Annotated in this window: 20 protein-coding genes; 10 read left to right on the top strand and 10 right to left on the bottom strand. The window is 65.9% G+C overall.

All coding sequences use genetic code 11. The annotated features are described in order from the left end of the window. Nucleotides 1-265: 265 nt before the first annotated feature. Together ABNK63_RS13590 and ABNK63_RS13585 are read right to left on the bottom strand one after the other, a co-directional pair. Nucleotides 266-655, bottom strand: a complete 390-nt coding sequence (locus ABNK63_RS13590) for a hypothetical protein (protein WP_350015926.1) — start codon at nt 653-655, stop codon at nt 266-268. Between the two features lie 103 nt (nt 656-758). After that, a complete protein-coding gene (locus ABNK63_RS13585) occupies nt 759-1,196 on the bottom strand; it encodes a hypothetical protein (RefSeq protein ID WP_350015925.1) in 438 nt (145 codons plus the stop codon). 75 nt (nt 1,197-1,271) lie between these two features. On the opposite strand from ABNK63_RS13585, the gene ABNK63_RS13580 reads away from it, so the two are divergent. From ABNK63_RS13580 to ABNK63_RS13565, 4 genes are all read left to right on the top strand, one after another. Continuing rightward, nucleotides 1,272-1,748, top strand: a complete 477-nt coding sequence (locus ABNK63_RS13580) for a transposase (RefSeq protein ID WP_350015924.1) — start codon at nt 1,272-1,274, stop codon at nt 1,746-1,748. Between the two features lie 68 nt (nt 1,749-1,816). Further along, the gene (locus ABNK63_RS13575; RefSeq protein WP_350015923.1) at nt 1,817-2,785 is read left to right on the top strand and encodes a transposase; all 969 of its coding nucleotides are present in this window, start codon (nt 1,817-1,819) and stop codon (nt 2,783-2,785) included. 116 nt (nt 2,786-2,901) lie between these two features. Further along, a complete protein-coding gene (locus tag ABNK63_RS13570) occupies nt 2,902-3,972 on the top strand; it encodes an IS110 family transposase (protein ID WP_350015922.1) in 1,071 nt (356 codons plus the stop codon). 671 nt (nt 3,973-4,643) lie between these two features. Beyond that, a complete protein-coding gene (locus ABNK63_RS13565; RefSeq protein ID WP_350015920.1) occupies nt 4,644-4,913 on the top strand; it encodes a hypothetical protein in 270 nt (89 codons plus the stop codon). A gap of 51 nt (nt 4,914-4,964) precedes the next feature. On the opposite strand, the gene ABNK63_RS13560 is transcribed toward ABNK63_RS13565, so the two are convergent. Further along, the gene (locus ABNK63_RS13560; protein ID WP_350015921.1) at nt 4,965-5,408 is read right to left on the bottom strand and encodes a hypothetical protein; all 444 of its coding nucleotides are present in this window, start codon (nt 5,406-5,408) and stop codon (nt 4,965-4,967) included. Nucleotides 5,409-5,482: 74 nt separating this feature from the next. On the opposite strand from ABNK63_RS13560, the gene ABNK63_RS13555 reads away from it, so the two are divergent. Both ABNK63_RS13555 and ABNK63_RS13550 read left to right on the top strand, forming a co-directional pair. Next, nucleotides 5,483-5,752 carry a hypothetical protein gene (locus ABNK63_RS13555; RefSeq protein WP_350015920.1) on the top strand — a complete coding sequence of 90 codons (270 nt, stop codon included), beginning with the start codon at nt 5,483-5,485 and terminating at the stop codon, nt 5,750-5,752. Between the two features lie 789 nt (nt 5,753-6,541). Further along, on the top strand, nt 6,542-7,537 hold the full coding sequence (locus ABNK63_RS13550) for an integron integrase (protein WP_350015919.1): 996 nt from the start codon (nt 6,542-6,544) through the stop codon (nt 7,535-7,537). A gap of 161 nt (nt 7,538-7,698) precedes the next feature. Here ABNK63_RS13550 and ABNK63_RS13545 read toward each other — a convergent pair whose 3' ends face one another. The 6 genes from ABNK63_RS13545 to ABNK63_RS13520 form a co-directional block, all read right to left on the bottom strand. After that, nucleotides 7,699-7,944 (bottom strand): hypothetical protein, encoded by a 246-nt coding sequence (locus tag ABNK63_RS13545; RefSeq protein WP_350015918.1) that lies wholly within the window; start codon nt 7,942-7,944, stop codon nt 7,699-7,701. Between the two features lie 252 nt (nt 7,945-8,196). Next, complete coding sequence (locus ABNK63_RS13540) at nt 8,197-10,167, bottom strand: M1 family metallopeptidase (RefSeq protein ID WP_350015917.1); 1,971 nt, start codon at nt 10,165-10,167, stop codon at nt 8,197-8,199. Between the two features lie 28 nt (nt 10,168-10,195). After that, the gene (locus ABNK63_RS13535) at nt 10,196-11,437 is read right to left on the bottom strand and encodes an AGE family epimerase/isomerase (RefSeq protein ID WP_350015916.1); all 1,242 of its coding nucleotides are present in this window, start codon (nt 11,435-11,437) and stop codon (nt 10,196-10,198) included. Next, nucleotides 11,434-12,414, bottom strand: a complete 981-nt coding sequence (locus tag ABNK63_RS13530) for a carbohydrate kinase (RefSeq protein WP_350015915.1) — start codon at nt 12,412-12,414, stop codon at nt 11,434-11,436. Before ABNK63_RS13530 ends, ABNK63_RS13535 begins: the two co-directional genes overlap by 4 nt. After that, nucleotides 12,415-13,671, bottom strand: a complete 1,257-nt coding sequence (fucP, locus tag ABNK63_RS13525; protein ID WP_238530932.1) for an L-fucose:H+ symporter permease — start codon at nt 13,669-13,671, stop codon at nt 12,415-12,417. It abuts the gene before it with no gap. A 93-nt stretch (nt 13,672-13,764) separates the two neighbouring features. After that, a complete protein-coding gene (locus ABNK63_RS13520) occupies nt 13,765-14,817 on the bottom strand; it encodes a LacI family DNA-binding transcriptional regulator (RefSeq protein WP_007808359.1) in 1,053 nt (350 codons plus the stop codon). Nucleotides 14,818-14,954: 137 nt separating this feature from the next. On the opposite strand from ABNK63_RS13520, the gene ABNK63_RS13515 reads away from it, so the two are divergent. The 4 genes from ABNK63_RS13515 to ABNK63_RS13500 all read left to right on the top strand — a co-directional run bounded on the left by ABNK63_RS13515 (nt 14,955) and on the right by ABNK63_RS13500 (nt 21,238). Then, nucleotides 14,955-17,240, top strand: coding sequence for a GH92 family glycosyl hydrolase (locus ABNK63_RS13515; protein ID WP_350015914.1), 2,286 nt, complete (start codon nt 14,955-14,957; stop codon nt 17,238-17,240). Between the two features lie 116 nt (nt 17,241-17,356). Further along, a complete protein-coding gene (locus tag ABNK63_RS13510; RefSeq protein ID WP_350015913.1) occupies nt 17,357-19,150 on the top strand; it encodes an ATP-binding protein in 1,794 nt (597 codons plus the stop codon). Next, on the top strand, nt 19,147-19,593 hold the full coding sequence (locus tag ABNK63_RS13505) for a response regulator (RefSeq protein ID WP_007808365.1): 447 nt from the start codon (nt 19,147-19,149) through the stop codon (nt 19,591-19,593). Before ABNK63_RS13510 ends, ABNK63_RS13505 begins: the two co-directional genes overlap by 4 nt. A gap of 103 nt (nt 19,594-19,696) precedes the next feature. Next, complete coding sequence (locus tag ABNK63_RS13500) at nt 19,697-21,238, top strand: response regulator (RefSeq protein WP_350015912.1); 1,542 nt, start codon at nt 19,697-19,699, stop codon at nt 21,236-21,238. A gap of 121 nt (nt 21,239-21,359) precedes the next feature. Here ABNK63_RS13500 and ABNK63_RS13495 read toward each other — a convergent pair whose 3' ends face one another. After that, the gene (locus ABNK63_RS13495) at nt 21,360-22,757 is read right to left on the bottom strand and encodes a sigma-54 dependent transcriptional regulator (RefSeq protein WP_007808368.1); all 1,398 of its coding nucleotides are present in this window, start codon (nt 22,755-22,757) and stop codon (nt 21,360-21,362) included. Nucleotides 22,758-22,799: the final 42 nt, after the last annotated feature.

The following is a 22,799-nucleotide window of genomic DNA, read 5'->3' as shown; positions in this document are numbered from 1 at the left end:
TCCAGACGCGTTTCGGCCGACCCCCGAGCACCGACGACACCGCTGAACGACTGAGGTCCCGGGAGCGGTCTGTATCCTGGTCCGAGACGGCAACATCGGTTCAACAATACCGTCCAGGGAAATGCATCCTGGCAACGTTTGACGCCGCATCAAACTGACCAGCAGCACGCCGTACGAAGGACAACACGATCACCAGCCGCCGCCCGAAAGTTCAGGGAAAAAGCATCCTGCGCCCGGGATTGAGCGGACGTCTCCCAAGGAATGGTCAGGCGGCGCTCATGCGGATTTGCATGACGTTGCCTTCGGGATCGTGACCATCGAGGTGCAGCTGACCACGCCAGCTCCACGCCGATTCGACGGGCTTCAGCGAGCCGCCCGAAGCCTCTGCGGCCACTATCGCCCGCGCCAGGCTGCTGACCAGGTACGAGCCCTTCAGCGGCGTTTCCGCCCGCACGTGGAGCGACGATGGCGTCTCGCTGCTGCCAGGCCTGCCCGACATTCTCACGACGGCAATCTCGAACGACGAGTTGCCGACCACAATGAAGCCGTCTTCCTGCTCCAGGCGGGAAACCTCGAGGGTGCGCTCGTAGAAGGTCGCTACTCGGTCGAGATCGCTCGCGTAGATCACGGTGAGCGAGGAAACAGGTTCGGTCATGAGAGCCTCCAAGGGGTAATGAAGCGACCCAAGCCGCCTGAACGCTGGAGTTAAGCGGCGGCGGTACGCCGTCCGCTTGGACGAGTGGTTAGATGCTTGCGCGTCATGCCGCAGGCTCGAGCGCTTGCGCGCAGATCGAATGCCAGATTTTTGCATCGAGCGGCACGACGCGAGACCAATCAATTTTGCCAGCAAACGAAGGATGAGGAGCAAAAGCAAAGAACTGTCCAGGAGCGCGCTTGAGGCCGCGCTCATGTAAGAGCGCAACGCCCTCAGTGAGGAGATTGGACTCTTGCCACTGCGACGAATTCATGTTGGCTTGGAATTCGTTCTGGCTTGCGGCAACGGCGTGTACGCCACCCTCAAGAACATCCAGACGCTCCACGCCACCGCTGGGACGCTGGAAATAAAGTTCGCCAAAGGCGGATGCGCCGATAGGCTGAAGACGGCCGGACACTGTGCGCGGCCAATAAGAGAGCAGCTCAGCAAAGTTAAGCTCTTGAGCGCTGGTGAAGATGTCGGGCCAGCTGAGTCGTGTCATGGGCATCTAACGAGGTTGTAGAAAAACCTGCGCTGATGTTGCTTCAATAGCTTCAGGCGAACAAGAGGCATCTGCATGGCGCGTTACAAGCACATCGACATGAGTCCGCGGCTGTTGCCGGTCGACCTGCAGGCGCAGCTGGTGCCAGGGTCGTTCGCCCATACGCTGCACCACGTGGTCGATCAACTGGACTTGTCGGCGTTCGATGCGCACTACCGCAATGACGAGAGCGGTGCGCCGGCGCATGCGCCGATGATGTTGCTCAAGGCGGTGCTTCTGGCGTATTCCCAGGGTATGGTGAGCTCGCGCTCGATCGAGCGGGCCTGCCGCGACAACGTGCTGTTCATCGCCTTGACCGGCGACGCCAAGCCGCACTTCACCACGATTGCGGACTTCGTCAGCCGCTCGCGCGACGCGATCGCGGCGGTGTTTGCCCAGGTGCTGACCCTGCTTGATGGCGAAGGCCTGATCGGCCGCGAGCCTGCTGGCGTTCCCGACGCCAGCAGCCACTTCCCACATCCTTGTGGGTCGTGTTCGCCATCGATGGCGTGAAGCTGCCCTCCAACGCCTCCAAGCATCGCTCCGGCACACGAGCGGAGTTTCTTGCGCAAGCTCAGAAGATGGAACGTGCGGCGACCACCATGCTGGAACGCCACCAGGCCAACGATGCCGGCGCCGCCGAAGACGTGCTGGATGCCAAAGCGGCTGCTCGCATCGAGCGTCTCACCGGCGAGGCGGCGAAGATTCGTCAGTGGCTGGCCGATCATCCGGAAGATCGGCCCGGCACCCGCGGCAAGGTTCGCAAGTCCAACCGCACCGACAACGAGTCCGCCAAGCTGGCGACCGACAAGGGCGTGATCCAGGGCTACTGCGCCGTGGCCGTGGTCGATGCCGACCATCAGGTGATCGTGGAGGCTTCGGCCCACGGCACCGGCGCGGAACAGGAATTGTTGCTGCCCGTCCTCGAAGCGTGCGCCACGCAGCGCACCGCCTCGACGCTGATCACCGCCGATGCCGGCTATCACTCCGAGGCCAACCTCGCAGCGCTGGCCGAGAAGGGCATCGACGCCCTGATCGCCGACAACGCCATGCGTCGACGCGACGAACGTTTCGCCGAGCAGGCCAAGCACCGGGTCAAGCCCGAGCCGCTGCATGACAAGTCACGCAAGGAAGCGAAGCCACGCCTGTTCGGCAGCGAGGATTTCATCATCGCGCCGGACCAGTCACACGCGATCTGTCCTGCCGGGCAGCGGCTGCATCGCAACGGCAAGGACTGCACCATCGGCGGCTATGCCGCGATCAAGTTCCGCGCACCGGAAGCAGCCTGCAAAGACTGCCCGCTGCGCACGAAGTGTTTACGCAAACCCCAGACCACACGCTCGCGGCAAGTGGCCGTACTCACCCGCAAAGCCGAACGCACCCACAGCGCGCGCATGCGCGAGCGCATCGACAGTGCGTGGGGACGCGAACAATACGGGCGGCGCTTCGCCACCGTCGAACCGGTCTTCGGCAACGTACGCCACAACAAGCGGCTCCATCGATTCACCCTGCGCGGTCAATCCAAGGTGGATGGTCAGTGGAACGCTTGAGTTGAGCGGCGGCGGAGCCGTCCGCCTCGAACGAGTAAAAAGAGACTTCCTCCCCTTGCGGCCTCGAGGGCCATGATGGTGTTGCAACACAACCGTCAACAGAAGAGGAAGTCTCCATGAGCACTATAACCCTGGGTGTGGACTTGGCGAAGAGCGTGTTTTCGGTGTGCGCGGTGGATGGCGCCGGGCATGTGCTGGAACGGCGGGAGTTCAAGCGTGAGGCGTTTGCCGTGTGGCTGGCGCAGCGGCCGTCGGGCACGGTGGTGGCGATGGAAGCCTGCAGTGGGGCGCACCATTGGGCGCGGCGTTGTCAGGAGTACGGGCTGCAGCCGCGGTTGATGGCCGCCCAGCTGGTCAAGCCGTATCGCAAGAGTCAGCGCAGCAAGAACGACCGCAATGACGCCGAGGCGATCGCCACGGCGGCGCGCCAGGGCAACATGCGCTTCGTGCCGATCAAGACCGTCGACCAGCAGGCGCGGCTGTCCTGGCACCGGGTGCGCGAAGGTTACAAGGCGGAGAGTCTGGCGATCGGCAACCGCCTGCGCGGCCTGCTGGCCGAGTTCGGCATCGTGATGGGCAAGAGCGACAAGGCCCTGCGCCGGGTGCTGGCCGATCTGGATGCACACACGGCGCTGCCGGCGCAGTTCAAGGCGTTGATCCGCAGCGTCGACGCCCACTGGACGCAGGTCCGCACGGCCTTCGACGCGTGCGATGCACGCATCGAATCCCATGCGCGCGATGACGAGCGGTGCGTGCGGCTGCGCGCGATCGTCGGCGTCGGCGCACTCACGGCGGACGCGATGATCGCCAGCCTCGGCAAGGCGCAGGAATTCCGCAACGGTCGGCAACTGGCGGCGTGGCTCGGCATGGTGCCGACCCAGCACTCCAGCGGCGGCCACACGCGGCTGGGCGCGATCAGTTGCCGCGGCGATGGCTACCTGCGCACGCTGTTGATCCAGGGCGCGCGCAGCAGCCTGCAACGGGCCAAGGCGGTCGCCACGGGAAAGGCCACGCCCGAACAACTCTGGATTCGATCCCTGGCGGCGCGGCTGTCCTTCGGCAAGGTGCTGGTCGCCATCGCCAACAAGCATGCGCGCCAGCTGTGGGTGATGCTGGCCCACGACGCGGACTACGACCCCTGCGCCAGCCAGCGCCACCCGATGCATCGCCCCGCCAAGCTCGCCTGAGGAACCTCTTCTTTCGATTCACCGTCAGCGCAACGCGGTAACAACGGGTCAGACCCACCCGGAGAGAACCTGACTAACATTCTGGCCATCCAAACGTGCTTCGGCCGATCCCCGAGCACCGACGACACCGCTGAACGAATGAGGTCTCCGGGCGCGGTTTATACCCTGGTCCGAGCCGGCAACATCGACTCAACAAGACCGTCTAAGGAAATGCAGTCTGGCAACGTTCGACGCCGCATCGAACTGACAAGCAGCACGCAACACGAAGCACAACACGATCGCCAGCAGTCGCCCGAAAGCTCAGGGCAAAAGCATCATGCACCCGGGCTTGACTGGAAGTCTCCTAAGGACCTGTTAGGCCCGCGAAGGCCCGCCTATTGAAAAGATACCTGTGCACCGAGTGACTCAAGGGTATGCAACAGAGCACCAGCCGACTCGGTACTGACCAATTCTAACGTCACAGCCTCACCTTTCATGACACGACGAGCGACCCGCTTTAGTTCGGTGCCGCGAAGCAAGGTGCATTGTTGGATGCGATCGCAGAAGGCTGCAAGAGGCCAACTGCTGCGGCTTGCCCAGCCAAGCTCAGGAACCCAGTGATGTATGACCAAGAACGTCATTTTTGCCTTGAGACCTAACGCAAAGGTAAGCGGCGGCGGTACGCCGTCCGCTTGACCGCCGTGTTAGACGGCGGTGCCACCACGGCAACGCCCGATGTTGAACGGAGCGACGAAGCCCATGCCGCGAGCGCAACGGATGCGTTGAACCTGGCACTAGCGGCGATGCTCGCCGTAGCGACAGAAACATCCCCGCAAGCCGCACGCGAAACCGTTGCGACGGCGCTGGCCGAAGCGGCTCTGATGCTGGTGCGTGCGATCTGCTTCATGTCGCGAAGAACTTCCCCTGAAATCATGACCGCTGCACTGCCGACTAACGCTTGAGTTGAGCGGCGGCGGAGCCGTCCGCCTCGAACGAGTGGTTAGGCAGCATGGCTAGTAGCCGTCCGCCTCAATTGCTAGAACCATACCGCCAAGCTTTGGGTCTTGAGCGTAGGTAATGGTGACATTGCTGCCGCGCTGCTCCGTGCCGTAATAGAACGAAAACTCGCCTTGAGCAAGTTGCACGCGCTCATTGAACCGTGTGCCAGGCGATAAGCAAACAAGCGCCCGCTGGGCGTTGTTGCCAGAGAACTCAACTGCCCCGTGAGCCATAAGATACGCGCACAGCACCTTGGCCTGAGGATAGTCATGATGAAGGCACTGCTTGGCAGAAATGGCTGGTGCGGGTGAATTTTTGAAGTTTGAACCCCAAGACGTATGGAACGCGATCTGTCTAGTTTCGTTGGGCTTGACCGAGCTGACGAACGCTTGAATAGGTGCGCACATAGGGTCTGACTGACCTGCGCGCGCACCGTCACAAGGCAAGACCGTTGCCATCAAAAATATTGCCGCGGCGCGACGTCTCATATGCTACCTAACGCAAAGGTAAGCGGCGGCGGTACGCCGTCCGCTTGACCGCCGTGTTAGACGGCGGTGCCACCACGGCAACGCCCGATGTTGAACGGAGCGACGAAGCCCATGCCGCGAGCGCAACGGATGCGTTGAACCTGGCACTAGCGGCGATGCTCGCCGTAGCGACAGAAACATCCCCGCAAGCCGCACGCGAAACCGTTGCGACGGCGCTGGCCGAAGCGGCTCTGATGCTGGTGCGTGCGATCTGCTTCATGTCGCGAAGAACTTCCCCTGAAATCATGACCGCTGCACTGCCGACTAACGCTTGAGTTGAGCGGCGGCGGAGCCGTCCGCCTCGAACGAATTGTTAGATTGCATTGCGGATCTGAACTAGGGCATCAGGAAAAGCATAAGCTTTCGGGCGGTTAGTCGGTGAGAGTCCAGGCCACGGCATTTGTATTGAGTTCTTGCTTATGAACCGCCTCAACTTTGCCCACCATCTCTTTGCTTCAGGATGAGCTCCTTTACCTATCAAGTTAAAATGGTCGGCCGCCCAAAAAAAATGAGACATACCGATGGGCCAGTCGTCTTCATGCCCCGACGGTCTAAGATTGAGGCTATAAGGTCCTGGTAAGTTTCCACCAAACCAAGGGGCTTGGACGCTCGAATCTTCTAGTGTTTGGCTCCACCCTTGAAACGGGTTGGCTACATGAGCATCCGGGACATTTGGTGAACCAGATGGAATGTTCAATGGTCCCGACTTGGTGTGCCAAAGTGCATATCGTTGCTCGTGCAAGACTGGTAACTCTGGAACCGCTTGCCATCTGTAGCGACACCCATCCTGTCCAATCTTCACTAGCCAAGCGATGTCAGGATCAGCATTGATCCATGACCGGATGATCTCTGCGTCACTCAATGTAGCGAGTATGGAAATTTCAGACATGCCTGTGCCATCTAACGCTAAGTAGACCCCAAAAGTGGGGTGTTGCGCCGAGTATGCGGCGCCACTCCCGACCGCACAAGCGGCGGATTCCTACGTCCGATCATGGTCTTGCGCGGCTGCCTGGTGCGTGACGGGCGGGCATCCTGCCGTTGTTATCAGTGACTTTTGAGGGTGTATGAGTTACCGGGGCGAAAGTGAGGGTGTAACGGGGGCAAAAACACCGCGGTTGCTGGATCAGGTGCATGCGCGGTTGCGCTTGAAGCATTACAGCTTGCGGACAGAGCGGGCGTATGTCGGATGGATTCGGCGGTTCATCCTGGCCACCGGCAAACGACACCCACGCGACATGGGGGTGGCCGAGGTCGAGGGCTTCCTGAGCACACTGGCCGTCGAGGGCAAGGTGGCGGCGGGCACGCAGAACCAGGCGTTGTCGGCGCTGTTGTTTCTGTACAAGGAAGTGCTGTCGGTCGATCTGCCGTGGATGGAATCGGTGGTGCGGGCGAAGCGGCCGCAGCGGGTGCCGGTGGTGCTCTCGCGTGAGGAGGTGAATCGGCTGCTGGCGATGATGGATGGCCGCTTCGGCCTGATGGCCTCGTTGTTGTACGGGTCGGGCATGCGGCTGATGGAGTGCGTGCGCCTGCGCGTGAAGGATGTGGATTTCGAGCTCAATCAGATTTGCGTGCGCGACGGCAAGGGCGGCAAGGATAGGCATGTACCGTTGCCGCGGCGCCTGCGCGAGGCACTGCAGACACAACTGGAGCGGGTGCGCCTGATCCACCAGCAGGACCTGGCGGCGGGCCTGGGTGCGGTGTGGCTGCCGCATGCGCTGGCGCGCAAGTATCCGTCCGCACCACGCGAGCCGGGATGGCAGTACGTGTTTCCGTCAGATCAACTATCGCGCGACCCGCGTGACGGCGAGCAGCGGCGTCACCACCTGGATGAGGCCGGTCTGCAGCGAGCGGTGCGCAACGCGCGGATCAGGGCCGGCATCGTCAAGCCCGCCACCTGCCACACCTTGCGCCATTCGTTCGCCACGCACCTGCTTGAAGCCGGACACGACATTCGCACCATCCAGGAACTGCTCGGCCACAAGGACGTGGCCACTACCCAGATCTACACGCATGTGCTGAACCGCGGCGGCCATGGCGTGCTGAGCCCGCTGGATCGTTGATCGCCTGGGGAGCGCTTCGGTGCGCGATCAGCCTGCCCAGGGCCAGTTGAGTTCCACCTCGTGCTGCACGCCGTCGTCGGCCAGCGTGAGTTGTCCGTTGGGCCGCGGTTTGCCAGCGCAAGAACAGGGTCGTGCTCATTTGGTCGATGTTGGCAGCAAGCTCACTCCCCGTTGGATCCAGTGGCGTGGCCATCGACCACTGCACCGGGGTTTTGCCGGTCCACCGGGACCCGCACAACGTCGACGCCGAGGTTCCGCACGTCCCCGTCGAGGTTCCGAGCCTCCTCGCCGAGGTTGCACACGTCCTCGTTGACGTTCCGAGCCTCCTCGTCGAGGTTCCAGACCTCCCCGTCGGGACTCCGGACCTCCCCCTTGAGGTTCAGGACGTTCCCGCCGAGGTTGGCCATGTCCTCGTTGAGGTTCCAGACCTCCCTGGGCAACGGGAGCGAAGAGCATCGCGCACAGAGTGCGCTCCTACAGGTGGCACCGAAGGGAATATTGGAAGTATCGCCGAGCTGAACATCAGCACCCACGCATCGGCACCGCAGCAACCGACCAGAATAAACCTCGTCACGCCAGGGGCAACCGCGGAAAAGTTGTCAGGGACAATTCGTGGCCAGCTGCCACGACCAAAACTGTCCCCGACACCATGGCTCCGCCTACGGCATTGCGAAACTGTTGTTGCCGCGATTGCCGTCAGGCAAAGCCCGCGCCGGATCGATCGTGACGGACTTCAGCTTGCGCGTGCCATCCACGTGGACCACGTAGCTGCGGTGTTGCTGCCAGGTTTCCACCGGCACGCGCACGTCCTGCTTGCTGTCGTCGTCGTAGACCAGTTGCAGGGTGGCGGGCATGACCAACTGGTCCAGGTTGGCCACGGTGACGTCGACGCCCTTGCGGTAGTCGCCGTCGGTGTAGGCGGCTTTCTGCACGGCCAGGTCGAGCTGCCAGTTGTGGTCGAACCAGCCGCGCCAGAACCAGCCCAGATCCTCGCCGGTCTCGCTTTCCATGAAGCGGAAGAAGTCGGACGGGCTCGGGTGCTTGTAGGCCCAGGTGGCGATGTAGCGGCGGAAGCCGGGGTCGAAGCGTTCCGGGCCGATGATCTGCTCGCGCAGCAGCACCAGGCCGAACGCGCCCTTGAAGTAGCTGATCGGGTGGCGGTATTTCTCCGGCACCATGTCGGCGCCCAGCAGCAGCGGCGGGGCGTCCTGGTCCTGCAGCACCTTGGCGATCTCGTCGGCCGGATTGCCCTTGCCCGGCGCGTATTCGCCGTCGCGCTTGGGCGCGTATTCGCCATGGTTGAACGCGTCGGCCTCGTAGACGTCGATGAAGGTGTTGAAGCCTTCGTCCATCCACGCATCGCGGCGCTCGTTGCTGCCCACGATCATCGGGAACCAGATGTGCCCGATCTCGTGGGCGATCACCATGTGCAGGCTGCGGCCCTTGGCCAGCTTGTGGTCGAAGGTGATGCCGGGATACTCCATCCCGCCGGCGGTGCCGGCTTCGTTGATCGCCACCGGCCAGGGGTACGGATACCACTGCTTCGAGAAGTATTCGGTGGAGGCCTTGAGGTATTCGGTGGCGCGGCCCCAGGCGGCGTCGCCGCCGCTTTCGGCCGGATAGACCGACATCGCCAGCGCGCTCTTGCCTGCGGGCAGGTTGATTCGCGCCGCGTCCCACACGAAGGCCTTCGATGCGCCGAACGCCACGTCGCGGGTGTCGTGCATGGCGAAGTGCCAGGTCAGCGTGCCGCTCTGCTTTGGACGGCTGGACGGCTGGGTGACTTCGTCCGCGCTGCGGATCATCACGGTCTTGTCGCTGCGGCGCGCCTGTTCCAGTCGCTGCTGCTCGGTCCTGGTCAGCACGTCCTGCGGGTTCAGCAGTTCGCCGGAGCCGGCCACGATCATGTCCCACGGCACGGTGATCGCGTAGTCGAAATCGCCGTACTCCAGATAGAACTCGCTGTTGAGGTAGGGCGCCGTGTCCCACCCGCGCAGGTCGTCGTAGACGGCCATGCGCGGATACCACTGGGCGATCTCGAAGATCTCGCCGTTCTTGCTGGGGTTGACGTCCATCCGCCCGCCGAACTCGCCGGGCACGGTGAAGCTCCAGGCGATGTGCAGTTTCAGCTGGCCGTCCTGCGCCTTCAGCGCGGTCGGCAGCTGCACCTGCATGCGCGTGTCGGAGACGATCCACTTCACCGGTTGCGTGCGGCCATGCGCGTCTTCGACCTCGACCGAGCTGATCCTGTAGCCGTCGGTGAATTCGGTGGGGAACGTGCTGGTGAAAGCGCCACGGGCGTCCTTGCGATAGCGGTTCTGGTCCAGCTGCAGCCACAGCACGTCGAGCGCGTCGGGGCTGTGGTTGGTGTAGCTGATTACCTCGCTGCCGCTCAGCAGCCGGGTGGCGGGATCGAGCGTGGCCTTGATCCGGTAGTCGGCGCGGTTCTGCCAGTACATCGGGCCGGGCTTGCCGCTGGCGGAGCGGTAGGCGTTGGCCGGTTGCGGGTAGCTGTACGGCGCGAACGTCTGCGCGGGATCGAAGCGCGCAGGCGCGGTGTCGGCGGCGAAGGCGGGCGCCAGCGAAAGCGCGGCGAAGGTGGCGGCCAGAGTGAGCGTGAGGTTGTTCATGCGAAGCCTTTGGGGAAGGGAAGACGCCTTACGGCTGGCCACCGCGACGGATCAGCGCCAGCAACTCGTGGCAGGCGCCCATCGTGTGGTAGTCGGTCTTGCCGGCGGGACTCTTTTCGTCGTCGTACTTGCGGTTGTCGCGGGTGAGGATGCGGTACCAGGCGCCATGGCGGTGATCGACGAAATGCTGCCACGCGTAGGCCCACAGCTTCACGTACCAGTCGTCATGGACAGCCAGTCCGCTGCGCTCGTGCAGCAGGGCGGCGGCGGCCAGCGATTCGGCCTGCACCCAGAAATACTTGTCGTCGTCGCAGACGCTGCCGTCCGGCGCGAAGCCGTAGCAGATGCCGCCGTATGCGTTGTCCCAGGCGCGGGCCAGTGCGGTATCGAACAGGTGCTGCGCGGTGGGCAGCATCCAGTCCGGCGCGGAGCCGCGTTCGCGCAACAGAGGCTCCATGATCAGCAGCAGCTTGGCCCATTCGGTCTGGTGGCCGGGCTGGAAGCCCCACGGGCGAAACAGGTGCTTCGGGTCGTCGCGGTGGTAGTCCCAGTCGATCGCCCAGTCGCGGTCGTGGTGTTCCCACACCAGGCCGCCGGCCAGCGCGGCCTGGCGACGGGTCATGTGATCGGCGAGGGTGTATGCGCGATCGAGGTAGCGTGGCTCGCGGCTGGCCTGGTAGGCGGCCAGCATCGCCTCGCACAGGTGCATGTTCGCGTTCTGGCCGCGGTAGTCGCTGAAGTGCCAGTCGGCGTCGGCCTCGTCGCGGTACAGCCCGGCGTCGGCATCCCAGTAGCGCTGTTCGAGCAGGTTCCAGGTTTCGTCCATCCAGGCGGCGGCTTCGGCGATGCCGGCTTTCACCGCGCTGGCGCAGGCGAGCAGCACGAAGGCGACGCCGTAGGCATGGTTGGTGCGGTCTTCCGGCTGGCCGTCGCGGATGGTCCAGGCGTAGCCGCCGCTGGCCGGATCGCGATGCACCTCGCGCAGGTAGCGCAGGCCGTGGCGGGCGGCGTCGAGGTACTCGCCTCGAAGCGTCGCGTCGTCGCCGAACTCGATCGCCGCCATCGCGTAGTTGAAGACGAAGCGGGTGCTGCTGACCAGGTGCCGGTGGCTGCGGTCGTAGATCGTGCCGTCGTCGCGGAAGTAGTGGAAGAAGCCGCCCTGCGGGTCGATCGCGCGCGGGTGGTAGAAGGCCATCGTCTGCGCGATGTGCCCGCGCAGGAACCCGGCGGAACGGAAATCGGCGGAAGGGAGATCGGGACTGCCGTTCATGCCTGCTGTTCCATGAAGGCCAGCACCTCGTCGCCCCGCGGCATCGCGGCGAACGAACCCTGGCGGGTGACGGTCAGCGCGCCGCAGGCGGCGGCGAAGCGCAACATCGCGTGCAGGCGCGGCAGTTCGGTCACCAGGTGATCGAGTCGTTCGGCGCCCGCTTCGAGTTCGGCCAGGCAGCACAGCAGGCCGCCGACGAAGGCATCGCCGGCGGCGGTGCTGTCGACCACCTCGACCGGGTAGCACGGCAGCTCGCCCTCGGCGTCCGGGTGGAACCAGCGCAGCGGCTGCCCGCCGTCGGTCACCACCACCAGCCGGGTGCGGCCCAGCCACAGGCGGTCCAGCGCGGCCTGTTCGCCGTCGACCGCCAGCCAGGCGAATTCCTCGGCCGACAGCTTCACCACGTCGGCCAGGTGCAACGCGGGCCACAGCGGCGGGCGGGGATCGCTGTCGCGCGGCCACAGCGCCGGACGCAGGTTGAGGTCGAAGCTGACCAGGGCGCCGACGCCGTGTGCGCGCTGCATGCCTTCGCGGGTGGTTCCGGCCAGCGCGGGGTCGGTCATGCTGTTGGAGCAGACGTGGAACACGGCGATGTCGCGGAACGTGTCGGCGCGGAAATGCGCCGGCCGGAACAGCAGGTCGGCCGAGTTGTCGCGGTAGAAGCTGAAGCTGCGTTCGCCGCGGGCGTCGAGGGTGACGAAGGCCAGCGCGCTGTTCGCCGCATCGGTGCGCACGATGTCGTCGGTGCCGACACCGGCCTGCTGCAGGCTGTCCAGCAGGAAGTCGCCGAAGCGGTCGCGCCCCAGCATGCCGGCGAAACGGGCGGCGCCGCCGAGACGCGCCGCGGCGACCGCGACGTTGGCCGGCGCACCGCCCGCGAACGGCACGAAGCGGGCGGCGAAACCGTGGTCGTCGAAGCCGTCGGCGTGCAGGTCGATCAGCGCCTCGCCGAAGCACAGGATGGGATGGACGGCCATTCAGGCGCCCTTTTGCGAGGCGTCGACGGGCAGGCTGCGGATGCGCGAGCCGCGCAGGCCGTAAAACACGATGTACAGGTAGCACAGCAGCGGCAGGAAGAACGCGTGCTGCAAGCCGATGTGGTCGGCGAGCAGGCCCTGCAGCGGGGGGATGATCGCGCCGCCGACGATGGCCATGATCAGCAGGCTGGAGGCCTTGCTGGTCATCGACCCCAGTCCTTCGATGCCGAGCGCGAAGATGGTCGGGAACATGATCGAATTGAACAGGCCGATGGCGATGATGCTGAGCATCGCCACGTCGCCCGAGGTGAGCATGGTGGTCAGCACCAGCAACGCATTGATCGCGGCGAAGCCGGCCAGCAGCTTGCGCGGCGAGAACTTCGCCATCAGCGCCGAGCCGATGAAGCGGCCGATCATCGCGCCAAGCCAGTAGTACGACACGTACTTCGCGGCCTGCTGCTCGCTGACGTGGCCGATCTCGGGCATCGACAGGTAGTTCACCATGAAGCTGCCGATCGAAACCTCGGCGCCCACGTAGAAGAAGATGCCCAGCACGCCGAACAGCACGTGCGGGTGGCGCAACACCTCGGCGAAGCTGTGACGGTCGTGGTCGCCCCTGTCGGTGGCCTCGCTCAGCGCGGGCAGGCGGAACAGCCAGACGAAGACGGCGAGCAGGAACAGCACCACGGCCAGGCCGATGTACGGACCCTGCACGGCCTGCGCCTGCTGTGCCTGGTAGGCCAGGTGTTCGGCCGGCGGCAACGCGGCCAGTTCGGCCGGACTCTTCACCACGCTGGAGAGAATCAGCATGCCGCCGAACAGCGGCGCCAGGAAGGTGCCGAACGAGTTCAGCGCCTGGGCCAGGGTCAGCCGGCTGGAACTGGTGCGCTCCGGCCCCAGCAGCGCCACGTAGGGATTGGCCGCCACCTGCAGCACGGTGATGCCGGTGGCCAGCACGAACAACGCGGCGAGGAAGGCGGGATACAGTTGCAGCGTGGCGGCGGGCCAGAAGCCCAGCGCGCCCACGCCGGCAATCGCCAGTCCCGCCACGATGCCCTTCTTGTAGCCCAGCGCGGCGACCATCCATCCGGCCGGCAGCGCCATCAGGAAGTACGCGCCGAAGAAGGTGAACTGCACCAGCATCGCCTGGAAGTAGCCGAGCTGGAACACCGACTTCAGATGCGGGATCAGGATGTCGTTGAGGCAGGTGAGGAAGCCCCACATGAAGAAGATGGTGGTGAGCACGCCCAGCGCCATCGGGTAGGGGGTGTAGGGCTCGCGTTTCCCGCCGGGACTGGCGGCGGCTTGGGTCGGGGCGGCAAGGGCCATGGCGTTTCCTGAGGGCTGGGGTCAGATGGAAGGTGGCGGGCAACTGCTGGCGCGGGTGACCAGTTGCACGGAGGCGATGGTGCGACGTGTTTCGGCGCCCGGTTCGCGCAGGCGTTGCAACAGCATGTCGGCCGCTTGCCGGCCCCGCGCCCGCGGCATGGCGGTGAGCGTGGTCAGCGCAGGCATGCACAGCGCGGCTTCGGCGATGTCGTCGAAGCCGGTCAGCGCCACGTCGTGGCCGGGCCGCAGGCCGCGACGGTTCAGGCCGAGCATCAGGCCCATCGCCACCGCGTCGTTGTAGCAAACCACGGCGGTGGGCGCCGGTTCGGCAGCGAACAGGCTGGCGGTGGCGGCGGCCGCATCGACGCGCGTGGGAGCGCACTCGACTCGCCATGACGGCGCCATCGACAGCTTGGCCGCCTGCAGCGCATCGACGTAGCCGGCATGGCGTTGCCGGCAGGAACTGGAATCCTTGTGGCCGCCGAAGAAGGCGATCCGGCGATGGCCCTGGGCAATCAGGTGTTCGGTGGCCAGTTGCGCACCGTGGCGGTTGTCCAGCGCCAGCGAGTCCCAGTGGGCGTATTCAGGCAGGTCGCCGCCGAGTTCGCGGTTGAACAGCAGCACCGGCGTGCGCGCACCCACCGCGGCCAGCACCTGGGCGGCGCTGCTGCCTTCGGCGGGCGACAGGATGATCCCGGCCGGGCCGTGTTCGATCAGCGATTCCAGCACGGCCTGCTCGCGCTGCGGCGATTCGCTGGTGCAGCCGAGCAGGGTGACGAAGCCGGCGGCGGCCAGCGCCTCGTCCACGCCGGCGGCGAATTCGGCGAAGAACGGGTTGGCCAGGTCGTTCAACACCAGGGCGATGCTCGATGAGGTCTGTCGACGCAGGTTGGCGGCCGCGCGGTTGTAGACATAGCCCTGCTTGCGCAGCTCCTCTTCGACGCGGGCGCGGGTGCGCTTGTTCACCAGCGGGCTGTTGCGCAAGACCAGCGATACGGTGGCGCGCGACACGCCGCAGCCGGCGGCGATGTCGACCAGGGTGATCTTGCGGCGGATCGGGGTGGCGCGGTCCATTGGAGGCCCTGGTTTGGAACGATCCAAATGTAGCCGATTCTCCCGCTCCGCCATCCTGCGCCGCAGCATGCGCGGAGGCCGTTGCGATGCTAGCGTGCCGCATTTGGAACGATCCAAATTTTCCGGAGAGCCGCCCCATGCCCCGTCCCTGGCTGATTCCGCTGGTCGTCGCGACCGCCTTCGCTCCGGCTCTTGCCATGGCCACGCCGGGTCACGCCGGCGCGGTCGATCCACGCATCGGCACCGGCGGCGACGGCCACACCTTTCCCGGCGCCACGGTACCGTTCGGGATGATCCAGCTGTCGCCGGACACCGCGATGCCGGACTTCAAGCATGCGTACAAATGGGCCGCCGGCTACCAGTACGGCGACAGCAGCATCCTGGGTTTCTCGCACACCCACTTCTCCGGTTCCGGCCATTCGGACCTGGGCGACGCGCTGGTGATGCCGATCGCCGGCGACGTGCGGCTGGACCCCGGCGATCCGGCCACGCCCGGCAGCGGCTACCGCTCGCGCTTCTCGCACGACAGCGAAGTGGTGCAGGCCGGCTACTACGCGGTGACCCTGAGCGATTACGGCGTGCGCGCCGAACTCACCGCGGGGCGCCGGATCGGCTGGCATCGCTACACCTTCCCGGCCGGCAAGCCGGCGCACTTGCTGCTGGACCTGCGCCCGAGCATCTACGACTACGCCGGCAAGGTCCTCTGGGCCAGTCTGCGCGTGCGTGACGACGGCACGGTCACCGGCTGCCGCACCACCCGCGGCTGGGCGCCGGGACGCGAGTTGTGTTTCGCGATGCGTTTCTCGCAGCCGATGACCTCGCGCGAGTTGTTGAACCGCGAGACCGACGCGACCTACAAGGGCTTCGCCGGCCCGGGCAACCAGGCCGCGGATCACGACGCGCAGAACGGCCGCGCCCTGGTCGGCGTGTTCGACTTCGGCAAGCTGAAGCGGCCGCTGGAAGTGAAGGTGGCGATCTCCACGGTGAGCGAGGCGAACGCGATCGGCAACCTCGACCACGACGGCGCGGGCTGGGATTTCGATGCCCGCCGCGCGGAGGCCACGGCCGCGTGGGACAAGGCGCTGGCGGTGGTCGACATCGACGCGCCGAAGACCGCCCGCACGCAGTTCTACACCGCGCTGTACCACGCCATGCTGTCGCCCACGTTGAGCATGGACGTCAACGGCGACTACCGCGGCCCCGACCACGCCGTGCACAAGGCGGACGGCTACGAGTTCTACTCGACCTGGTCGCTGTGGGACGTGTATCGGGCGCAGCAGCCGCTGATGGTGCTGCTCAATCCCCAGCGCAGCACCGACTTCATCCGCTCGCTGATCGCCGCGCGCGAGGCCAGCCCGTTCGGCATCCTGCCGGTGTGGGCGTACCAGGGCCTGGAGACCTGGTGCATGATCGGCTACCACGCGGTGCCGGTGATCGCCGACGCGTACATCAAGGGCGTGCGCGGCTTCGATGCGGACAAGGCGCTGCAGGCGATGGTGGCCAGCGCCACCTACGCGCCATACGGGGATCTGGCCGATTACATGAAGCTCGGCTACGTGCCGATCGACAGGGAACCCGAAGGCGCCTCGAAGACGCTCGAATACGCCTACGACGACTGGTCGCTGGCGCAGATGGCGAAGGCGATGGGCAAGACTGATGTCGCGGCCACCTTCGAACGACGCGCCGGCAACTGGAAGAACGCGTGGGACCCGCAGACCGGCTTCATGCGTGCCCGGCTTGCCGACGGCACGTTCCGCGCGCCATTCGACCCCACCGCGGCGGGTTACGGCAGCGACTTCACCGAAGGCAACGCCTGGCAGTATTCGTGGTACGTGCCGCAGGACGTGCCCGGCCTGGTCGCCGCGATGGGCGGCAAGGCGAAGTTCGTGGACAAGCTCGATGCGCTGTTCGACGCCAAGGTCGATCCGGCGCACTTCAAGCATGTCGAGGACATCACCGGCCTGATCGGCTGGTATGCCCACGGCAACGAACCCAGCCATCACATCGCCTACCTGTACGACTACGCGGGCGCGCCGTGGAAGACCCAGCAGCGGCTGAAGCAGATCATGGACAGCCAGTACGCGGCGCGACCGGATGGCCTCTCCGGCAACGACGATCTTGGCCAGATGTCGGCCTGGTACGTGTTCACCGCGCTGGGTTTCTATCCGGTCACGCCGGGCAGCGACGAGTACGCACTCGGCCGGCCGTTCCTGGCGCGCGCGACGATCCACCTGGGTGGCGGCCGCACCTTCACGGTCACCGCCGCGACGCTGGATGACGCGCATCCCTACGTGGGCTCGGTGACGTTGAACGGCCGGCCGCTGGACCGGCCGATGCTGCGCCACGGCCAGATCGTGGCCGGCGGCGAACTGCACTTCACCATGCAGGCCCGGCCCGCCGGACAGTCGTCTGCAACACACTGATTGTCGTGCCAATGTGAAGCGCGGCAGGGCGCATCGGCGGCGCTCTGGTCGTCGCGCAAACATGCAAGAATGACCGGAATGCCCAGCGGTGGCGGTCGATCGAGGTTGCTGGCCGGATGAAAGAAAGTGCACTTCCGCGCTGGCGCACGGCCGGCCTGCTGCTGGCCGTACTGGTCATCGTGGCGCTGCCCTATGCGGTGACCCGGACCAGCATCGAGGACACGCAGCGGGCGGCCGCGTGGGTCGCCCATTCCAGCGAGATCAAGGCGGTGACCTATCAGCTGGCGTATCTGGCGCGCGATGGCGAGAGCGCCAGTTATCGCCTGCTGGCCGGTGATGCCGACCAGCCGACGCAACGGCGTGCGCTGGCCGCCGACCAGCAGATTCCCGCGTTGATCCGCCAGTTGCGGGCGATGACGCGGGACAACCCGGACCAGCAGGCGCTGATCGGCGCGCTCGACAATGCGCTGACCGGTCGCATCGTCCTGATGAAGGAAGCCCGGGCAAGAATTGCCCGCGGCGATGTCGAAGGCGCGCGGCAGTCGCTGCGCAGTGCCGGCGATCTGTTCGGGGTCAGCGCGGAAATCGACGAAATCGTGCACACGGAAGACGGCCTGCTCGCCAGTCGCCAGGCGGCTGCGCGGGAGAAGGCCGCGGACGGTCGCGTGGTGCTTGCGGTGACCGCGCTGGCGCAGCTGTTCCTGCTTGCCGTGATCGTGTGGATGTCGGAGCGGCAGATCGGCCAGCGCCGGCTGGCGGAGAGTCGCGAAGGGCGGGCCGTGCAGCGCTCGCGGATGATCTTCCAGGCCGTGCGCGAGCCGATCGCGCTGTTCGACGGCAATCTCAAGTCGCTGCTGGTCAACAATGCCTTCGGCGAACTGTACGGACTGGACCCGGCGGAAAGCGCCGTGCCGTTGACCGAGATCGGCGGCGGCGCGTGGCGCGACAGCGTGCTGCTGCAGCGCCTGAACGACGTGCTGCTGCGTGACCGCGAACTGTGGGACTACGACATGATCCAGCGCACCGCCGACGGCATGGAGCGGAACGTGGTGATCAATGCGCGGCGCCTGCAGCAGCAGGACAGCGACGTGCCGGCGCTGCTGCTGACGGTCAGCGACGTCACCACCCGTGCGCTGGCCGAGCACCAGGTGAACGAGCTCAACCGCCAGCTCGAGGGCAAGGTCACCCAGATTTCCGATGTCAACCGCGAGCTGGAGGCGTTCAGCTATTCGGTTTCCCACGACCTGCGCGCGCCGCTGCGCCACATCGCCGGTTTTGCGCGCAAGCTGGAGCAGCAACTGGGCGAGCGCATCGACGAGAAATCGGCGCATTATCTGGCCGTCATCGGCGACTCGGCGCAGCGCATGGCGCTGCTGATCGACGACCTGCTGGTGTTCTCGCGACTCGGCCGCGGCGCCTTGCGGCTGCAGGGGGTGGACATGCAGTCGCTGGTCGACGAGGCCCGCGCGCTGGCCGAGTCGGGCACCGAGGGGCGGCGCATCGTGTGGACGATCGCGCCGTTGCCGATGGTGATCGGTGACGAGAACATGTTGCGCACGGTGTGGCAGAACCTGCTTGGCAATGCGGTGAAATACACCGGGCAGTGCGAGGTGGCGAAGATCGAGGTGAGCGTGCGGCAGGGGCGCCACGGCAATTACGAATTCACCGTGAGCGACAACGGCGCGGGCTTCGACATGCAGTACGCGGACAAGCTGTTTGGCGTGTTCCAGCGCCTGCATCGCGCTTCGGAGTTTCCGGGCAACGGCATCGGGCTGGCCAACGTGCGGCGCATCGTGGCCCGCCACGGTGGCCGGGTCTGGGCCGAGGCCGAGCCAGGCCAGGGCGCCCATTTTCATTTTTCCCTGCCGGCTACCGACGCGGCAGGCGCAAGCACCGGGAGTGAAGCATGAACAGGAAAGACCTGCGCACGATTCTTCTGGTCGAAGACAGCATGGCGGACGCCGAGATGGCGATGGATGCACTGGGCGAGGCGCATCTGGCCAACCCGGTGGTGCACGTCGAGGACGGCGTGGAATGCATGGACTATCTGTTCCAGCGCGGCGCGTGGGCCGGGCGCGAACCGGGCAACCCGGCGGTGGTGCTGCTGGACATCAAGATGCCCCGGATGAACGGGCTGGACGTGCTGACCGCGATGCGCGCCGACGAGCGGGTGCGACGCATCCCGGTGGTGATCCTGTCCTCGTCGCGCGAGGAAAGCGACCTGGCGCGCAGTTGGGATCTTGGCGCCAACGCCTACGTGATCAAGCCGGTCGACGTCGACCAGTTTTTCGATGCGGTGCGCACGCTGGGCCAGTTCTGGGCCCTGTTGAACCAGGCGCCGGAAAACGGCTGAACGAAACCGTGGAGCGATACCCCCGTGACGGCCGAACGGCCGTCGCGATGTCAGGGCAAGGAAAGGAACGAGGAACACCATGCCAAACCGGCAGCAGCGAAACATGCCGACCGTGCGCATCCTGCAGGTCGAGGACAGCGAGCTCGATGCCGAGCTGGTGCTGGCCGAGCTCGACGCCGACGCGATCGCCTACGAGGTGCGCCTGGTCGACGACGAGGAGCGCTATCTTGCGGCGCTCGAAGAATTCCGCCCGGACATCGTGCTGTCCGATCTGAGCATGCCCGGGTTTTCCGGCATGCGTGCGCTGGAGCTGCTGCGTCAGCGCGACGAGGACACCCCCTTCATCTTCGTTTCGGCGACGCTGGGCGAGGAGGCGGCGATCGGTGCGCTGCGCAACGGCGCGACGGATTACATCCTGAAGCAGAATCCGGCGCGGCTGGCGAGCGCGGTGCGGCGCGCGCTGGACGAGGCGGAGGCGCATCGGGCCAATCGTCGCGCCGAGTCGGAGCTGATCCGGGCGCAGCGCTTCGAGAGCCTGGCGATGCTGGCCGGCGGCCTCAGCCACGACCTGCGCAACCTGTTGCAACCCCTGTTGCTGGCCGGCGACAGCCTGCAGGACTACCAGGACGATCCGCGCCTGGCACGACTGGGCAAGCTGGTGCGCGATTGCGGCCGGCGCGGGCTGGACATGGTGCACTCGATGCTGTCGTTCGCCCGCGGCGCCCGTCGCGCGGAGCAGGTGAAGCTGGGCACCCTGTTCAGCGCGTTCGATCTGCTGATGCAGGGCAGCGTGCCCCGCAGCGTGGCGATGGAACTGGTCATCGACGACCCGGAACTGTCGTTCGAGGGCAATCACACCGAGCTGCAGCAATGCCTGCTCAATCTTTGCCTGAATGCGATCCAGGCGATGCCCGATGGCGGCAAGCTGCACATCGAGACGTCGCAGACCACGCTGGACGATGACTTCTTCCTGCCCGAGGAGCAGCCGCGCAATGGACGCTACCTGTGCATCAGCGTGAAGGATGACGGACCGGGCATGGAGCCGGCCGTGCTGGAGCACATGTTCGAGCCGTTCTTCACCACCAAGGAAACCGGCACCGGCCTCGGGCTGCTGTCATGCAAGCGCATCGTGGGCAGCCACGGCGGCGTGATGCGGGTGGAGAGCGAGCCGGGCCGCGGCACCCGCTTCGACCTGTATATCCCGCTGGAGGAAGTCGTGTCCGACGCATTGGGCGCCGGGGACGACGACGAGCTGGAAGGCGCGGCCGAGCGGGTCCTGGTGGTGGTGGAGGAGGCTGGCCAGTTGTCCCTTCTGGCCGACACGCTGGACGCCTATGGCTACCAGGCGCACGCCAGCCAGAGCGGTACGGCGGCATTGCAGTGGATCGAGGCTGGCGGCCTGCCCGACCTGGTGGTGCTGGATGCGGACATGAACCTGTTCACCGGCGTGCGCACGCTGTCGGCGCTGATCGATCAGGGCTATGCCGGCCCGGTGATCCTGCTGACCCGTCCGGGCGCGGTGCCGGACATGCAGGAACTGCCGCCGCTGCAACACCTGCACCTGGTCGAGAAGCCGGTCACCACCCAGGTGTTGCTGCGCAGCCTGCGCAAGGCGCTCAATGCGGCAAGCTCCGGCACCGCTTGAGCGCGTCCGCCGGTCGCGGTTCCCGTGCTCGTGAGTGGCGCTTGCGGAAACGTTTGCGGAGCGAACCCGCGCAACGCGCGGGTTCATCGCGCACCGGGCGCGCTCGCGCGGTCTCCAGCCTTCAGTCGATACCCAGCTTCTTGAGCTTGTAGCGCAGCGCGCGGAAGGTGATGCCGAGTTTGCGGGCGGCCGCGGTCTTGTTGTACCGGGATTCTTCCAGCGCCTTGACGATCGCGGTCCGCTCGAGGTTGCTGATGTAGTCGTCCAGGCCGCCATCCGCGCCCGCGGCAGCGGGGACCGGGGTGGCCGCCGTCGCCGTGGTGGTGCCGGCCAGTGGCTCGGTGCCGACGCGGGCGCTGCGCTGGGGCAGCATCAGGTCGACCGCCTCGATGGTGTGGCCGTCGCACATCGCCATCGCGCGTTCGAGCACGTTCTCCAGCTCGCGCACGTTGCCGGGGAAGTCGTAGGCGGCCAGTGCATCGCGTGCGGCCGGCGCCAGCTGACCCACCGGCTCGCCGCTCTTGCCGGCCAGCGCCTTGAGGATGAAGGCCGACAGCTGCGGCACGTCGCCACGGCGCTCGCGCAGCGGCGGTACGCGCAGTTCGATCACGTTGATGCGGTAGAACAGGTCCTGGCGGAACTGGCCCTGCTCGACCAGCTGGCCCAGGTTCTTGTGGGTGGCCGAGAGGATGCGCACATCGACCGGGATCTCGTCGCGGCCGCCGATCGGGCGTACCGCCTTTTCCTGGATGGCGCGCAGCAGTTTCACCTGCATGTGCAGCGGCAGCTCGGCCACCTCGTCGAGGAACAGCGTGCCGCCCTGGGCGGCCTGGAACAGGCCTTCCTTGTCGGCGCTGGCGCCGGTGAAGCTGCCCTTGCGATGGCCGAAGAACTCGCTTTCCATCAGTTCGGACGGAATCGCGCCGCAGTTGACCGGCACGAACGGGCCGCTGGCACGGGGACCCTGCTCGTGGATCAGCCGGGCAACCAGTTCCTTGCCCACGCCGGATTCGCCGGCGATGTAGACCGGCGCCTGGTTGCGCGCGAGCTTGCCGATGGTGGCGCGCACCTGCTGCATCGCCGCCGAATCGCCGATCAACCGGTTGCCGCCATCGCCGGGCGCGGCAGTCGCGCCGCCGTTGCGCTTTTCCTCGGCCAGGCGCAGGGCGGTGCGGACCAGTCCGCGCAGCATCTGGATGTCGACCGGCTTGGAGACGAAGTCGAAGGCACCGGCCTTCAGTGCGTTGACTGCGGCGTCGACGTTGCCATAGGCAGTGATCATCGCCACCGGCATGTCCGGATGTTCGCTGGCGATCAGCTCGATCACTTCCTGTCCGTTGCCGTCGGGAAGGCGCATGTCGGTGAAGCAGAGATCGTACGTGCGCTCGGCCAGGGCGCGGCGTGCATCGCCGACCGTACCCACTGCGTCGACCTGCAGGTCCATGCGGCCCAGCGTGATCGTCAGCAGCTCGCGAATGTCGCGTTCATCGTCGATGACCAGTACGGTCTGTGCGGTCATAGGAGATCCATGTTTCCCGAAGCAGGCTGTTGAAGGGTACTA

Origin of the sequence: Rhodanobacter sp. IGA1.0 (assembly GCF_040208325.1) — a bacterium.
GTDB lineage: Bacteria > Pseudomonadota > Gammaproteobacteria > Xanthomonadales > Rhodanobacteraceae > Rhodanobacter > Rhodanobacter spathiphylli.
Note: the sequence above shows the minus strand (reverse complement) of the source record. Positions and strands in the feature narration are given on the sequence as shown.

What these genes read in the sequence shown, in the direction of transcription:
- ABNK63_RS13590 (WP_350015926.1), bottom strand. Translation starts at nt 655, where the DNA reads ATGACCGAACCTGTTTCCTCGCTCACCGTGATCTACGCGAGCGATCTC.
- ABNK63_RS13585 (WP_350015925.1), bottom strand. Translation starts at nt 1,196, where the DNA reads ATGACACGACTCAGCTGGCCCGACATCTTCACCAGCGCTCAAGAGCTT.
- ABNK63_RS13580 (WP_350015924.1), top strand. Translation starts at nt 1,272, where the DNA reads ATGGCGCGTTACAAGCACATCGACATGAGTCCGCGGCTGTTGCCGGTC.
- ABNK63_RS13575 (WP_350015923.1), top strand. Translation starts at nt 1,817, where the DNA reads ATGGAACGTGCGGCGACCACCATGCTGGAACGCCACCAGGCCAACGAT.
- ABNK63_RS13570 (WP_350015922.1), top strand. Translation starts at nt 2,902, where the DNA reads ATGAGCACTATAACCCTGGGTGTGGACTTGGCGAAGAGCGTGTTTTCG.
- ABNK63_RS13560 (WP_350015921.1), bottom strand. Translation starts at nt 5,408, where the DNA reads ATGGCAACGGTCTTGCCTTGTGACGGTGCGCGCGCAGGTCAGTCAGAC.
- ABNK63_RS13550 (WP_350015919.1), top strand. Translation starts at nt 6,542, where the DNA reads ATGAGTTACCGGGGCGAAAGTGAGGGTGTAACGGGGGCAAAAACACCG.
- ABNK63_RS13545 (WP_350015918.1), bottom strand. Translation starts at nt 7,944, where the DNA reads ATGGCCAACCTCGGCGGGAACGTCCTGAACCTCAAGGGGGAGGTCCGG.
- ABNK63_RS13540 (WP_350015917.1), bottom strand. Translation starts at nt 10,167, where the DNA reads ATGAACAACCTCACGCTCACTCTGGCCGCCACCTTCGCCGCGCTTTCG.
- ABNK63_RS13535 (WP_350015916.1), bottom strand. Translation starts at nt 11,437, where the DNA reads ATGAACGGCAGTCCCGATCTCCCTTCCGCCGATTTCCGTTCCGCCGGG.
- ABNK63_RS13530 (WP_350015915.1), bottom strand. Translation starts at nt 12,414, where the DNA reads ATGGCCGTCCATCCCATCCTGTGCTTCGGCGAGGCGCTGATCGACCTG.
- fucP (WP_238530932.1), bottom strand. Translation starts at nt 13,671, where the DNA reads ATGGCGCTGGGCGTGCTCACCACCATCTTCTTCATGTGGGGCTTCCTC.
- ABNK63_RS13520 (WP_007808359.1), bottom strand. Translation starts at nt 14,817, where the DNA reads ATGGACCGCGCCACCCCGATCCGCCGCAAGATCACCCTGGTCGACATC.
- ABNK63_RS13515 (WP_350015914.1), top strand. Translation starts at nt 14,955, where the DNA reads ATGCCCCGTCCCTGGCTGATTCCGCTGGTCGTCGCGACCGCCTTCGCT.
- ABNK63_RS13510 (WP_350015913.1), top strand. Translation starts at nt 17,357, where the DNA reads ATGAAAGAAAGTGCACTTCCGCGCTGGCGCACGGCCGGCCTGCTGCTG.
- ABNK63_RS13505 (WP_007808365.1), top strand. Translation starts at nt 19,147, where the DNA reads ATGAACAGGAAAGACCTGCGCACGATTCTTCTGGTCGAAGACAGCATG.
- ABNK63_RS13500 (WP_350015912.1), top strand. Translation starts at nt 19,697, where the DNA reads ATGCCGACCGTGCGCATCCTGCAGGTCGAGGACAGCGAGCTCGATGCC.
- ABNK63_RS13495 (WP_007808368.1), bottom strand. Translation starts at nt 22,757, where the DNA reads ATGACCGCACAGACCGTACTGGTCATCGACGATGAACGCGACATTCGC.